General features: G+C 60.0%; 12 protein-coding genes. 4 read left to right on the top strand and 8 right to left on the bottom strand.

Translation table 11 applies throughout. From position 1 onward, the window contains the following. Positions 1 to 65 precede the first annotated feature (65 nt). From ACP7AP_RS07990 to ACP7AP_RS07965, 6 genes are all read right to left on the bottom strand, one after another. Positions 66 to 1,292 (bottom strand): glycosyltransferase, encoded by a 1,227-nt coding sequence (locus ACP7AP_RS07990; protein WP_426033674.1) that lies wholly within the window; start codon positions 1,290 to 1,292, stop codon positions 66 to 68. Beyond that, positions 1,289 to 2,887, bottom strand: coding sequence for an ABC transporter ATP-binding protein (locus ACP7AP_RS07985; protein ID WP_426033673.1), 1,599 nt, complete (start codon positions 2,885 to 2,887; stop codon positions 1,289 to 1,291). Before ACP7AP_RS07985 ends, ACP7AP_RS07990 begins: the two co-directional genes overlap by 4 nt. After that, positions 2,884 to 3,993, bottom strand: a complete 1,110-nt coding sequence (locus ACP7AP_RS07980; protein ID WP_426033672.1) for an ABC transporter permease — start codon at positions 3,991 to 3,993, stop codon at positions 2,884 to 2,886. The genes ACP7AP_RS07985 and ACP7AP_RS07980 overlap by 4 nt, the downstream gene beginning before the upstream one ends. Beyond that, entirely contained in the window at positions 3,993 to 5,144 is a 1,152-nt protein-coding gene (locus ACP7AP_RS07975; protein WP_426033671.1) for a microcin C ABC transporter permease YejB, read from the bottom strand. The genes ACP7AP_RS07980 and ACP7AP_RS07975 overlap by 1 nt, the downstream gene beginning before the upstream one ends. Further along, complete coding sequence (locus ACP7AP_RS07970) at positions 5,145 to 7,010, bottom strand: extracellular solute-binding protein (RefSeq protein WP_426033670.1); 1,866 nt, start codon at positions 7,008 to 7,010, stop codon at positions 5,145 to 5,147. A 176-nt stretch (positions 7,011 to 7,186) separates the two neighbouring features. Beyond that, positions 7,187 to 7,708 (bottom strand): c-type cytochrome, encoded by a 522-nt coding sequence (locus ACP7AP_RS07965; RefSeq protein WP_426033669.1) that lies wholly within the window; start codon positions 7,706 to 7,708, stop codon positions 7,187 to 7,189. A gap of 148 nt (positions 7,709 to 7,856) precedes the next feature. On the opposite strand from ACP7AP_RS07965, the gene ACP7AP_RS07960 reads away from it, so the two are divergent. Next, on the top strand, positions 7,857 to 8,687 hold the full coding sequence (locus ACP7AP_RS07960; RefSeq protein ID WP_426033668.1) for a prephenate dehydratase: 831 nt from the start codon (positions 7,857 to 7,859) through the stop codon (positions 8,685 to 8,687). Between the two features lie 231 nt (positions 8,688 to 8,918). Here the strand turns inward: ACP7AP_RS07960 and ACP7AP_RS07955 are convergent, their stop codons facing one another. Both ACP7AP_RS07955 and nudC read right to left on the bottom strand, forming a co-directional pair. Next, positions 8,919 to 9,476 carry an SRPBCC family protein gene (locus tag ACP7AP_RS07955; RefSeq protein ID WP_426033667.1) on the bottom strand — a complete coding sequence of 186 codons (558 nt, stop codon included), beginning with the start codon at positions 9,474 to 9,476 and terminating at the stop codon, positions 8,919 to 8,921. After that, positions 9,473 to 10,423: an NAD(+) diphosphatase gene (gene nudC / locus ACP7AP_RS07950; protein WP_426033666.1), complete on the bottom strand. Its 951-nt coding sequence runs from the start codon at positions 10,421 to 10,423 to the stop codon at positions 9,473 to 9,475. Before nudC ends, ACP7AP_RS07955 begins: the two co-directional genes overlap by 4 nt. 220 nt (positions 10,424 to 10,643) lie before the next feature. Here nudC and ACP7AP_RS07945 point away from each other — a divergent pair, with 220 nt between their 5' ends. The 3 genes from ACP7AP_RS07945 (at position 10,644) to ACP7AP_RS07935 (ending at position 13,217) form a co-directional block, all read left to right on the top strand. Continuing rightward, entirely contained in the window at positions 10,644 to 11,411 is a 768-nt protein-coding gene (locus ACP7AP_RS07945) for a metallophosphoesterase (RefSeq protein WP_426033665.1), read from the top strand. Positions 11,412 to 11,496: 85 nt separating this feature from the next. After that, complete coding sequence (locus ACP7AP_RS07940; protein ID WP_426033734.1) at positions 11,497 to 12,549, top strand: 5'-nucleotidase C-terminal domain-containing protein; 1,053 nt, start codon at positions 11,497 to 11,499, stop codon at positions 12,547 to 12,549. Between the two features lie 35 nt (positions 12,550 to 12,584). Beyond that, positions 12,585 to 13,217, top strand: a complete 633-nt coding sequence (locus ACP7AP_RS07935) for an HAD family hydrolase (RefSeq protein ID WP_426033664.1) — start codon at positions 12,585 to 12,587, stop codon at positions 13,215 to 13,217. The last annotated feature ends 234 nt before the right edge of the window (positions 13,218 to 13,451 follow it).

The following is a 13,451-nucleotide window of genomic DNA, read 5'->3' as shown; positions in this document are numbered from 1 at the left end:
CCTTCCCTTGCGGTCAGTCCGCGCTTGGCAAAAGCGAAGACGCCTGACAGGGCGGATGAGCGCCGTTAACTTTTGGGCGCGAAACTTTCCACAAAGCCCACCATACGCGGCAGGCAATTTCCGCGCAGATCGTAACGCTCCAGCGCCACCGCCCGCGCCGCCGCCCGCATCTCGATAAACCGCTCCGGGTGTGCCAAGCCTTCGATCATCGCCGCCGACCAGCCCGGCACATCGAAGAAATCGACCAAGGTTCCGGTCTTGCCATGTTCCAACGCCTCCATCACCGGACGGGTGGCCGAGCCGATGATATGGCAGCCCGCCGCCATCGCCTCGATCATCGACCAGGACAGCACGAAGGGATAGGTCAGATACGCATGGACGCAGGAAACCTTCATCAGCGCCACGAAATCGGGGTAGGGCACCTTGCCCATGAAATGCACGCGGTTCATATCCAGGCGGTCGCGTACTTCGGACAAGAACCGCTCTTTCCAGCCCTTCTCGCCCTTCGGGGTCGCGCCATAAGACACCTCATCGCCACCGACGATCACCACCTGTGCGCTTGGCCGCGCTGCCATCACCGCAGGCAGGGCGCGCATGAAGCTGTGATAGCCGCGATAAGGCTCCAGATTTCGGTTCACAAAGGTCAGAACCTCATCCCCCGGTGTGACCATGCGACCATTCGGCAATCTAAACCGCGCTTGCGGATCGGGGGCCATACCGCTGGTATCAACCCCATCATGAATCACCGTGATCATTTTGCGCAACGCGTCGGGATAGGTCGAAGCCTGCCATTCCGTTGGCGACAGCCCGGCATCGGCATGGGCCAAAGCCTGCCCCAGATAGGTGGCGCGGCCTTGGGCAATCATCACCTGATCAAAATTCGGCTCGCCGAACTCGGGGTCAAAGCCGACATCCGCGCCACGCCCCCGGTAGTAGAACTCGGCATAGACGATCAGCTTGGCCTCGGGCCAGACCTCTTTCAGAAACAACGTCTCGCCCCAACCGGAATGACCGAAGATCACATCCGGCACATAGCCTTTCGCCCGCATTGCCTGCGCCGCCCGCGCCACGGTGACGCCGCGGTCGCTCATCGTGGTATAGTTGCGGCCCAGACGGGTGGCGGCGGGGTCTACCGCCTGCGCCTCATGCTTGTATTTCGCCAGCGGGATCGGCGAGGCGCGATTGTTGCTGAAATCCGTCAGCGCCAGACATTCATGGCTGCGCGTGGCGAGTTCCGGGGCGAGATACAGGAACTGACCGGGGAAATTCTGATGCACAAACAAGATCTTCATGGCCGCAGATTGTCTCCGAAAGCCGCCGCCATCAGCGCGCGGGTGTAGTCGGTTTTGGGGTTGGCGAACAAATCGGCGCCTGGGCCCGCCTCTACCACTTCGCCATTTTTCATCACCATCACCTTGTGGGCAAGTGCCCGGATCACCCGCAGATCATGGCTGATGAACACATAAGCCAACCCCCATTTGCGCTGCAAATCGCGCAGAAGGTCAACGATCTGCACCTGCACCGTCATATCCAAGGCAGAGGTCGGCTCGTCCAACACCACCAGTTTTGGCCGCAGGATCATCGCGCGGGCAATCGCGATGCGCTGCCGTTGGCCACCGGAAAACTCATGCGGATAGCGCGCCGCCATCGCGGGATTTAAGCCCACCTCTGCCATGATTTCCGCCACCATCTCGGCCCGGTTGCGCCCCGGCTCAAGCCCATGCACGCCTAAGCCCTCGGCGATAATCTCCGCCGCTGTCATCCGGGGGGAAAGACTGCCAAACGGGTCTTGAAACACGATCTGCATATCGCGGCGATGATCGCGCATCGCGCGTGCCTGCAACCCCTGAATATCCCGCCCCAAAACGGTGATCCGCCCAGCCGAGTCGATCAGCCGCAAAATTGCCAACGCCAGCGTGGTCTTGCCCGAGCCGGATTCGCCAACGATCCCAAGGGTTTCCCCCGCCCGCACCGACAAAGACGCCTCATTCACCGCTTTCACATGGCCGACGACCTTGCGCATAAATCCCTGCTGGATCGGAAACCACACCCGCAGCTTGTCAACCTCGACCACCACAGGCGCATTCACAGCCACCGGATCAGGGCGCCCTTGCGGTTCTGCTGCCAGCAATTTCTGCGTGTAGGGATGCTGCGGATTGGCAAAGATTTCCGCCGTCAGCCCCTGTTCAACAATCTCGCCGCCCTGCATCACACAGACCCGGTCAGCGATGCGCCGCACGATGCCCAGATCATGCGTGATGAACAGGAGAGAAAGCCCCTCGGTCTGCTTCAAATCCGCGAGCAGCGCCAATATTTGCGCCTGAATCGTCACATCCAAGGCCGTGGTCGGCTCATCCGCCACCAACAGTTCGGGCCCATTCGCCAAAGCCATCGCGATCATCACGCGCTGGCGCTGCCCGCCTGATAACTGATGTGGATAGGCGGTCAGGCGGCTTTCGGCGTCGCGAATTCCCACCTTATCCAGCAATTCCAAACTGCGCGCGCGCGCGGCGGCCCCGCCAAGCCCTTGATGCAGGCTAAGACTTTCCGCCAACTGCCGCTCAATCGTGTGCAGCGGGTTCAGGCTGGTCATCGGTTCCTGAAAGATGAAACTGATGTCATTGCCGCGCACCTGCCGCAACTGCGCCTGAGATGCCCCGACCATTTCCTGCCCAAGATACTTGACCGAACCCGTCACCCGCGCGCTATCGGGCAGCAGCCCCACAGTCGACAAAGCTGTCACTGATTTGCCTGAACCAGACTCACCGACCAAGGCCACCGTCTCTCCCTTGCCGACGGTGAAACTGACCCCGCGCACGGCGGAAAAATCCTGCCCATCCTGACGGAAGCCGATATTCAGGTTCAAGACCTCCAACACCGCATTCATTGGAAGGTCTTTCTGGGGTCAAACGCATCGCGGACGCCTTCAAAGATGAAGACCAGCAGCGACAGCATGATGGCAAAGGTGAAAAACGCGGTGAAGGCCAGTGAGGGCATCTGCAAATTCTGCTGCGCTTGTCGCGAAAGCTGGCCCAAACTCGGCAATGATGCAGGCAAACCAAAGCCGAGATAATCCAGCGCTGCCAATGAGCCAATCGCGCCCGACACCACAAACGGCAGCATTGTCAACGTTGCCACCATCGCATTCGGCAACACATGCCGCACGATGATCACCAGATCCGGCACGCCCAAGGCTTTGGCGGCGCGAACATATTCAAAATTCCGCGCTCGCAGGAATTCTGCCCGCACGATGCCGATCAGCCTTGTCCAGCCAAAGGCGATCATCAGGAAAATCAATATCCAGAAACTGCGCTGCCAGACCGAAAACACGATGATGATCACATAAAGATCCGGTGTGCCGCCCCAAATCTCCAGCACGCGCTGGAAAATAAGATCAACCTTGCCGCCGAAATAGCCTTGCACCGCCCCGGCCGCGATGCCCAACACCGAAGTCAAAACCGTCACGATCAGCGCAAAGGCCACCGACAGCCTGAAGCCATAGATCACCCGCGCCAGCACATCGCGGCTGGTGTCATCGGTGCCGAGCCAGTGCGTCGCATCCGGGGCAGAAGGTGCCGCTTGCCCGCCCAGATCATTGATCGTGTTGTAGGAAAATGGTATCAGCGGCCAGATTATACGACCCTTCTGAAAGCTCTCGGCTTGATAAGTGCCCGCGCCCACCGCCGCAAGAATATCATCGGGGGTATCAAAGCAATCGACCACACCGCCGGTGACGATCAGACATTGCACCTCGGGCGCTTTGTAGTTCGCTTCGGTGCGGAAATCGCCGCCGTAGTCGGTTTCGGTGTAGAATTTCAGAAACGGCATCCGCCATTCGCCGCGATAATTCACCAGCAAAGGCCGATCATTCGCCAGAACTTCGGCAAACAACGACAACCCGAACAGCGCGGCGAACAGTATCAAAGACCAATAGGCCCGCTTGTTGGCCCTGAAATTGCGCCAACGCCGCTGGTTCAAAGGCGACAAAGCCATCACCCCCTCCGCTCAAAATCAATGCGGGGATCGACCCAGACATACATCAAATCCGAGATGATACCGACGATCAGTCCCATCAGGCCAAAGGCGAACAAGGTGCCGAAAATCACCGGATAATCGCGTTCCACCGCCGATTTGAAGCCTAGCTGGCCGAGGCCATCCAACGAAAAGATGTTTTCGATGATCAGACTGCCGCCAAAGAACACCCCGATGAACAAGGCCGGAAACCCCGCGATCACGATCAGCATCGCGTTGCGGAACACATGGCCGTAAAGCACCCGCCGCTCTGACAGGCCCTTGGCGCGCGCTGTCATCACATATTGCTTTTTGATCTCGTCCAAAAAGCTGTTCTTGGTCAACAGCGTCAGCGTCGCAAAGGATGAGATCGTGCTGGCGATCACCGGCAGAGTGATGTGCCACAGGTAATCGCCGACCTTGCCCAGCAGTGAGAGCTGATCAAAGTTCTCGGATGTCAGCCCGCGCAGCGGAAAGATTTTCCAATACGACCCGCCCGCGAACAACACCAGCAGCATCACCGCCACCAATAGCCCCGGAATTGCGTAAGCCGCGATGATCACGCCAGAGGTCCAACTGTCAAATCGCGAGCCATCCGTCACCGCCTTGCGGATGCCCAAGGGGATCGAGATCATATAGGCCAGCAGGGTGGACCACAGGCCGAGGGTGATCGAGACGGGAAGCTTTTCCGCCACCAGACCCATCACGCTTTCGGAACGGAAATAGCTTTGGCCAAAGTCAAATCGGATGAATTTCCCCATCATGATGAAGAACCGCTCGTAAGACGGGATCATTTCCTTCTGGCAATCCTTAGCCTGTTGCAGCAGCGACCCTTCATAGCCCGCCGGGCAAATGAAGCGGGCAAAGCCGAACTCGACCTCCAGCTTGGCGCGAAATTCGGGCGGCAAGCCCCGCGCGCCGACGTAACCCTTGCCGCCTTCGGCATCGGTGCCCGCATCCGCGCCAGCAGCGCCACTCACCGCGCCGATGGAATCGCCCGAGCCTTGCATCCGCGCTTCAATCTGGTCAAACGGACCGCCGGGGACGAATTGCGTCAGCGCAAAGTTGATCACCATGATGCCGAGCAATGTCGGGATCACCAGAATCAGCCGCCGAAGGATATAGGCCAGCATTTATTTCAACACGCCCGCTGCTTTCAGCTTGTCGGCCTTGGCTTGGTCAAACCACCAGAACGAAAGCTCGCCCAAGGCATAGGGCGGCAGCGTGGCGGGGTGGTCGTATTGATCATAGTAGGCGACGAAATAGTTGTTGTTGAACCAGCCCGGAATCCAGAACCTTTGCGCGCGCAGCACGCGATCCAGCGCATTGACCACGGTGTCTAATTCCTCACGGGTTTTCGCACCTTCGACCATATCCAGCAGCTTATCCACCGCCGGATTGGCAAAGCCCGCCCGGTTGCGGGTGGAGTTGTTCGACGTCACCGAGGAATACGCCTGCTTCAACTCGCCGCCCGGCTCGTATCCGCCATTCACCGCATTGCCCGAGATCACGTCGAAATCGAAATTCGGCGGATCGGTGCGCTGGCTCATCTGCGCGGGATCAATCATGTTCAGCGACGCATCGACGCCGGCAGCCCGCAGATTTTCGACATAGGGGCTGATCACGCGCTCAAAGCTGGGGGTGTCTTCCAGGAAATCCACCTTCAGCGTCTCACCCTTGGCATTGCGGCGGATGCCGTCGCTGCCTACTTCCCAGCCCGCTTCATCCAGCAGTTTCGAGGCTTTGCGCAAATTGCCCCGGTCGATGCCTTTTGCTGAGGTCGACACCGACCCCATCACCGCGTCATCGGTCAGGATGGTCGCAGGCAGCAGACCCCCATCGACCAAGGGCTGCAACAGCGCCACTTCACCAGCACTTGGCGCACCCTTGGCGGCCATCTGCGTGTTCTCCCAGATCGAATTGATCCGGCTGTACAGCCCATAAAACAGCGTCTGGTTTGACCATTCAAAGTTGAACATCAAGCCGATCGCCTCGCGCACCTTCGGGTCCTGGAATTTCTCGCGCCGCAGGTTCAGGAGAAATCCCTGACCCGAGGCGATATTGCCATTCGGCAATTCGGTCTTGATCACCGAGCCGTTGCTGAGGTTGCTGAACTGATAGCCCGTCGCCCATTGCTTAGAGGAATTCTCCTGCCGGAAGGTGTAAATCCCGGTCTTGAACGCCTCAAAAGCCGCCGTGTCATCGCCGAAATACTCATAGCGGATGCGGTCAAAGTTGTTTTGGCCGACGTTCAGCGGATGCTTGGCGCCCCAATAATCGGGGTTGCGCTTGTAGATGATCTGCTGGCCGGGTTTCAGGCTGTCCAAAACATAGGGGCTGGTGCCGAGGAAGGGCTTCAGCGTGCTGTCTTCCAGATCGCGCTTGTTGGCTTCGTAATCCGCCTTCGACATGATCGTCAGGCTGCCCGCAATCGCTGGCATATCGCGGAACGGCGTGCCGGGGGTGAAGGTGAATTTCACGGTGTAATCGTCCACAGCCTCAACCGACTGGAATTTGGAATTGAACACTGAACGGTATTCCGCAATGCCCTTGTCGCGGAACATCTCATAGCTGAACACCACATCGGCGGCGGTCATCGGGCTGCCATCCGAGAATTTCACATCGTGGCGCAGATGGAAGATCACCCAAGAGCGGTCTTCGGGATATTCCATCGTCTCGCACATCAGACAATAGGCGGCACCGATCTCATCCGCGGGGCTGGTCAGGATGCTTTCGTAAAAGATCGAGGACCCCACCGCCGCCACCCCTTTGACCGAATAGGGGTTCACGCTGTCAAACGTACCGGGGGCCCATTCCGAGATTTCGCCACCTTTGGGCGCATCAGGGTTCACGTAATCCAGATGCTTGAAGTCGGCGGGGTATTTCAGCGTGCCAAAGGTGGAAATGCCATGCGCGGTGATCACTTTGGCCTCATCGGCAAAAGCAGCCCCTGCGCCAAACGCCAGCACCGCCACCAAGCCCGCTCTGATCTGCCGCATTCCCAACCCCTTGCCATCCGCCGCTGTGCCGCGGCTCTGTTGCTGTATATGCTAAATCGGAACCCGCGCGCGCCACAAGGCGCGAATGTGTGATCAAGCCCGGCGCAGCCATCGCGGCCTTGTGAAAATGAAAAAGCCGCTCGAAAGAGCGGCTTTCCCGGCTATTTGCCAAAGATTTACTTAATCGTCTCAAGATAGGCGATCACATTGGCGCGGTCTTTGATGTCTGCAAGACCAGCGAAGCCCATCTTGGTGCCTTTTACATAGCCCTTCGGGTTCTCGATGAACAATTCCATATGTTCGGTCGTCCACGGCGTTTGGTCCGCCGCCATCGCCTCGGAATAGGCGAAGCCTTCGACCGAGCCACGCGCCCGCCCGATGATGCCGTTCAAATGCGGGCCAGTGCCGTTGCTGCCATCGACCTTGTGGCAGGCTGCGCATTTCTTGAAAACTTTCTCGCCAGCCGCTGGATCAGCCGCAGCGTAGACAACATCCCAAGCCGGGCCTTCGGCGGCTGCACCGTCTGCCGGGGCGGCATCTTCGACCGCGATCGAATAGGCCTGCGCCACTTCTTCTCCGCCATGGCTTTCAGCGCCGCTGTGGTAAATGCCTTCGCCTGCCCAAGAAATGAACAAATATACAAGAAGCGAGCCACAGACCGCGCCGGTCACCTTGGTCAAAGTCATCGTGTCGAACATGTCGCGCCTTCCTTCGGGTCGTGTTTGGGTGGGCTGCAAAGCCGGAACCTGATTTGGGGCTATCTACCCGCTTCCCCCGCCTTCTTTCAAGGTGTAGTAGCGCGACCAATAGCCCCAATGCGGGGCTTTTTACCGCGGAGTGGTCGAAATGTCAGGGCGTATCGCGTTTCAGGGTGAATTGGGGGCCTATTCGCATCAGGCGTGCCAGCAGGCGCGCCCGGATATGCAGGCGTTTCCTTGCACCACCTTTGAAGATGTGGTCGAACTGACTCGCTCGGGCGAGGTTGAATTGGGCATGTTGGCGGTGGAAAACTCCACCTATGGCCGGGTCGCGGATGTGCATTCGCTGTTGCCGCGCGCGGGCCTGCATATCGTCGATGAAGCCTTCGTGCGGGTGCATGTGAACCTGCTTGGCGTGCCGGGGGCGAAACTGTCGGATGTGAAAGAAGCGCATGGTCATGTGGTGATACTGCCGCAATGCGCGGGGTTCCTGAAAGCGCACGGCATCAAGGGTAAGGTCAGCTCCGACAACGCCCGCGCCGCGCGCGAAGTGGCGGAAGGCCGCGATGTGACCAAAGCGGCTTTGGCCAGCGAGCTCGCGGCTGCGATCTATGCCCTTGATGTTCTCGCCCCGCATATCGAAGACCACGCCAACAACACCACCCGCTTTCTGGTGATGAGCCGCACCCCGGACGATAGCCGCCGCGCCGAGCAGATGATCACCACCTTCACCTTCCGGGTGCGCAACATTCCGGCGGCTTTGTACAAAGCCATGGGCGGGTTCGCGACGAACGGCATCAACATGACCAAGCTGGAAAGCTATATGGTCGGAGGCTCGTTCACCGCGACCGAGTTTTACGCCGATATCGAAGGCCATCCCGAAGACGCTCCGGTCAAACGCGCGCTGGAAGAACTGCGCTATTTCTCAACCCAGGTGGACATTTTGGGCGTGTATCCGGCAGATCGTCGTAGGGGCTGACTTTGAACCGAAAGAAAACGCTCTGGGAAAGCGTTTTCCGGTTCATTGCTCATAAGGCTGAAGGCCGTTGAGCAAGGGGCGTTGCGCCGCAAACCGGGCGTTTGAAAATCGGGCCGCGCCTGTCTGGTAGGTGCGTGTAAACGCGCCTGCCGGGGCAGGCAGGCGCGGCCTGATTTGTCGCGGGACAAATCAGGCAAGAAAAGATAGCTTTCCTCCAGCATCAACGATCACTTAATACTTCTTCACCGCCCGATACCGCGCCTCAATCTCAGCCGCCAACTGCGCCGCGCGCTGATCAAATTTGCGATCAATCCGCGCCCGCGCCAGCCGCAAAGATTGCAGGAACAACCGCGCGGTCAGGCTGCGCGGTGAGATTTCCAAAACCACATGCATCCGGGTGCGCTTGCCACCCAATTCCATCAGATCAATCGAGGCAACCCCCTCAATCGCCTGCGAAATCCCGGCAAAACGCAGCAAAGTCGAGGGCTCGATTTGGGTCAGTTCCAGCTCCATATTGCGCTGCTTGCTGCGATAGGAAAACCGCGCCGCCCAGCGCATCCCGGCCGCCACCGCCCGCAACTTGTCGGTGCGCGCCACTTCTGCACCGCGCCGCATCGCCGCCCGCTCCCAAGCCTCAAAATCCGAGATGATCCGAAACACATCGGTGATCGGCGCTTCAATATCCTGCTTTGTCGCAAACCGCATCGACAGTCCCCAGCCATATTTGTTCTTGTTTTTATCTGCCAACAGGCGCAGCAAAATCGTCAACGCGCTAGGGATAGCGGTCAATCCAGCCGTTCTGCAAGGAAATTAGCCATCAGAAACTGGGCAATCGCGCCTTTGCGCCCCGGTTTGATCTTTGGATGCTGCCCTGCCATCACCGCAACCAAGTCCTCGCGGCTGACCCACAACGCATCTTCCAACTCTACTGGGTCCAGCGTGATCGCCTCCGAAGTCGCCTCGGCAATGCAGCCGAACATCAACGAGGCCGGAAACGGCCAAGGCTGGCTGGCCAAATAGCGCACCGCCCCGGTGGTGATCCCGGTCTCCTCAAACACCTCGCGCCGCACCGCCGCCTCCAGCGTTTCGCCGGGTTCGACAAACCCCGCCAACAGCGAATACATCCCCTCGGGCCACGCAGCCGAGCGCCCCAGCAAAAGTTTGTTGCCACGCGTGACCAGCATGATCACCACCGGATCGGTGCGCGGGAAATGATGCGCGCCGCAAGCGGGGCAAGACCGTTGCCACCCCGCATGGCTCATTTCTGACGCCACCCCACAGGCCGAGCAAAACCGATGCGTGCTGTGCCATTGCAGCACCGCCTTCGCCGTTGCCGCCAGTTCCGCCTCCCGCGGGGTCAGCAACGCCATCACGCCGCGCAAATCCTCAAACGCATGATCTTCGGGCAGGGCAGGGTGGGCTTGCCGATTGGCATCGACAAACCCCGCAGGCTGGCTGGCCTCCAGCACCTCCGGCTCCCAGCCCGAGATATCAACGGCAAACCGCGCCACGCCGTCATCCAAGCCAAGAAACACCGCCGCGTCCGCAGCCAAAACCACGCTATCCGCCGCCACCCAGCCCAAACCATTCTGCGCCACAATCAACGGCTTACCGCGCCAGATCGGCAACACCTGCCCAGCCGCCAATAGCTCTGCCATCCGCCCCGCATCGCCGCGTAACTCCGCTGCCCGATCCAGACCAGAGCCGCCAAATGTCACCGTTTCCGCCAATCGCATCGCCGCACCCCCGCTTTGCGTCGTTCATCGCATGGAACACCGGATAGGGCAATTCGCCGCACCCGGTGTCAAACCCAACGCCGCCGATCAAATATGCAACTTGAAGCTGAAAGTTTTCAGCAGGCCGTAAATTTAACCTTCCTTTCGGCAGTTTAGGATGTGACGTTAAACCATGGGGAGAAGAACCTGACAGAGATCAGGCCTGCCACTGCGACGGGGAATGGGAATTACGGTGCAATACAGCTTTGCGAACCAGCGTGGTGCGGTCTCGGGCACCTTTGGCGGCGCGGTGATTGATCTGCGCCTGCTCGCGACCTCGGATCTGCATGCCAATCTGCTGGCGTGGGATTACCACACCAGCCGTCCCTGCCCGCAGCGCGGCCTCGCCCGCATTGCCACCCTGATCCACAAAGCCCGCTTTGAACGCCCGCAAAGCCTGCTGTTTGACAATGGCGACTTTCTGCACGGCACCGTGTTGGGCGATTTCGTTGCCGAAACCACGCCGCTGCTGCGCTCGGGCCGCCCGCTGCACGCGCATCCGATGATCGCCGCGATGAATGCGCTGGATTACGATGCGGTCGCACTCGGCAACCATGAATTTGGCCATGGTCTGGGCTTTCTGCGCCGCTCGCTCGCCGCCACCCGCTTTCCCATCGTCTGCTCGAACCTGTATTTCAAACCCACCCGAGGCGCGCCGCTCGCAGCCCCCTATCTGCTGTTGCAGCGCGATCTGCGTGACCGCCACGGCAAGCTGCACCGGGTGAAAATCGGTGTGCTGGGCTTCATTCCGCCGCAAACCACGGTCTGGGAAAAGCGCTACCTGAAAAGCCGCGCCTCGGTGGATGACATCACAGCCTCGGCCCGCCATCTGGTGCCCGAATTGCGCGCGCGGCGCCGATCTGATCATCGCGCTGTCACATTCCGGCATCGGCGAGGAGCAAGCCGAGCCGGGGGCCGAGAATGCCAGCTCGGCTTTGGCCGAGATTGACGGCATTGATGTGGTGATCGCGGGCCATACCCATCTGACCTTTCCCACCGCCAGCCGTCACGATCTGGCCGGAAAACCCGCAGTGATGCCAGGGTTTTTCGGCTCGCATCTGGGGGTGATTGACCTCACCCTGCCCCACAGCGGCAAAGGCTGGCGGATTGCCGGCTTCGGGGCCGAACTTCGACCGGTCTCAAAACGCAATCCAGTGACCGGGCAGGTCGAAGCGCTGGTCGCGGATGACGATGCGATTGTCGAGATCGCCCGTCCGGTGCATGACGCCCTGCTGGCGCGCACCGATATCGAAATCGGCCACAGCCCGATCGCGCTGAACAGCCATTTCGCCTTGCTGACGCAAAGCCCGCCGCTGGCTTTGGTGGCGGCGGCACAGGCGGATCATCTGACGCGGGCGCTGGCGGGCACATCCCTCGCCGGACTGCCGCTGCTCTCGGCTGTCGCGCCGTTCAAGGCGGGTGGGCGCGGCGGGCCCGAGAATTACACCGACATCGCCGCTGGCCCGCTGCTGTCCCGCCATGTCAGCGATCTCTATATCCATCCCAACAGCCTGTCCTGCCTGCGGGTCAGCGGTCAGGATCTTGCCGATTGGCTGGAACGCTCGGTCAGCCTCTATCACCAGATCGCGCCCGGAGCCGTCGATGCCGCGCTGATTGACGAAGATTTCCCCAGTTTCAATTTCGATACCATTCACGGTATCAGCTATCAGATTGATCTGACGGAGCCGCCACGTTTCAACACCTTTGGCCGGGTGATTGCCCCTGACGCCCGGCGCATCCGCGATCTGCGCTATCAGGGCCAACCGGTGCGCCCTGATCAGATGTTTGCCTTGGCCACAAACAGCTACCGCGCCGCAGGAGGTGTTGGCTTTCCCGGCACCGGCACCTCGCAAGTGGTCTATGATGGCAGTGAGAACAACCGCGAGGTGTTGGCCGCTTATCTGCGCAGCGGTGCCGTTCCCGCGCCCAGCTTCCCCGATTGGCGCTTTGTGCCAATGCCCGGCAGTTCGGTCACTGTCGATCTAAGCCCCAACGCCGCCGACCATCTCGCCGAGGTGCCGCATTTGGGTCTGGAACCGCTTGCACAGCTTGCCACCGGCTTTCGCCGCTTTCGCCTGTATCTGTGATCGGCTATGAGGGCGGCAGACAACCGGGGCTTGCGATGTTTGATGCGATTTTCTTCGACCTTGACGGCACGCTGATCGACACCGAAAGCCTTGCCATGGCCTCCGGTCTCGCCGCCTTTGCCGAATTGGGCCATCCGGTCACCGAGGCGTTTTTGCACCAACTCGTCGGCGTCGATCTGCCCACAGGCGGCAAAATCATCAGCGCCGCGATGCCCGGCGTTGATCCCGAAGCGCTGCATCCGCTTTGGCAAGGCGGCTTTCGCGCCGCGATGGATATGAACGGCCTGAGCCTGAAAGCCGGGGCGATGGATTTGCTGCAAGCCCGCCTGCTGCCGATGGCGCTTGTCACCTCATCAGGGCGGCGCGAGGCACATCACAAGCTGGAAGTCGCAGGGATAGCCGAGATGTTCGATCTGATCATCACCGTCGATGACGTGACCGCCCCCAAACCCAACCCCGCGCCCTATCTGCTCGCCGCCGAAAAGCTCGGCGTGTCCCCAGCGCGCTGCTTGGTGTTCGAAGACAGCGAAACCGGCGCCGAAGCCGCCCACCGCGCCGGCTGTTTCGTGGTGCAGGTGCCTGATGTGGTCCCCAGCACCGGCCGCTGGGCGCATCATCTTGCCGACAACCTGCTGGCAGGCGCAAGGCATGCGGGCCTGCTGATCTAGCCCCCCAATCCCCTAAACCTTATCTAAAACTGTCATCCTCTGTGCGCAAATATCTTCGCCGGAGGCACCCTGCGCTGGCCCAAGAAGCCTCCGGCGGAAGTATTTCAAAAAGAGCAAATCCCGGGTGGCAGTGTCTTAACAAACTGTAAACGCGACCTTGTAGCGCCTTGAAATCATATATTTGAAACCCCTGTCCACGCGTGGACACACCCCCAAACGAAAACGGCGCACCTT

This window comes from Cypionkella sp. TWP1-2-1b2, assembly GCF_049896245.1.
GTDB lineage: Bacteria > Pseudomonadota > Alphaproteobacteria > Rhodobacterales > Rhodobacteraceae > Cypionkella.
The sequence above is the reverse complement of the archived record's forward strand: the minus strand, read 5'-3'. Positions and strand labels throughout refer to the sequence as shown.

Excerpts from the sequence above, each read along its gene's own strand:
- ACP7AP_RS07990 (WP_426033674.1), bottom strand. The coding sequence starts at position 1,292 with ATGAAGATCTTGTTTGTGCATCAGAATTTCCCCGGTCAGTTCCTGTAT.
- ACP7AP_RS07940 (WP_426033734.1), top strand. The coding sequence starts at position 11,497 with ATGCCAGGGTTTTTCGGCTCGCATCTGGGGGTGATTGACCTCACCCTG.
- ACP7AP_RS07980 (WP_426033672.1), bottom strand. The coding sequence starts at position 3,993 with ATGGCTTTGTCGCCTTTGAACCAGCGGCGTTGGCGCAATTTCAGGGCC.
- ACP7AP_RS07960 (WP_426033668.1), top strand. The coding sequence starts at position 7,857 with ATGTCAGGGCGTATCGCGTTTCAGGGTGAATTGGGGGCCTATTCGCAT.
- ACP7AP_RS07945 (WP_426033665.1), top strand. The coding sequence starts at position 10,644 with ATGGGAATTACGGTGCAATACAGCTTTGCGAACCAGCGTGGTGCGGTC.
- ACP7AP_RS07965 (WP_426033669.1), bottom strand. The coding sequence starts at position 7,708 with ATGTTCGACACGATGACTTTGACCAAGGTGACCGGCGCGGTCTGTGGC.
- ACP7AP_RS07970 (WP_426033670.1), bottom strand. The coding sequence starts at position 7,010 with ATGCGGCAGATCAGAGCGGGCTTGGTGGCGGTGCTGGCGTTTGGCGCA.
- nudC (WP_426033666.1), bottom strand. The coding sequence starts at position 10,423 with ATGCGATTGGCGGAAACGGTGACATTTGGCGGCTCTGGTCTGGATCGG.
- ACP7AP_RS07975 (WP_426033671.1), bottom strand. The coding sequence starts at position 5,144 with ATGCTGGCCTATATCCTTCGGCGGCTGATTCTGGTGATCCCGACATTG.
- ACP7AP_RS07985 (WP_426033673.1), bottom strand. The coding sequence starts at position 2,887 with ATGAATGCGGTGTTGGAGGTCTTGAACCTGAATATCGGCTTCCGTCAG.
- ACP7AP_RS07935 (WP_426033664.1), top strand. The coding sequence starts at position 12,585 with ATGTTTGATGCGATTTTCTTCGACCTTGACGGCACGCTGATCGACACC.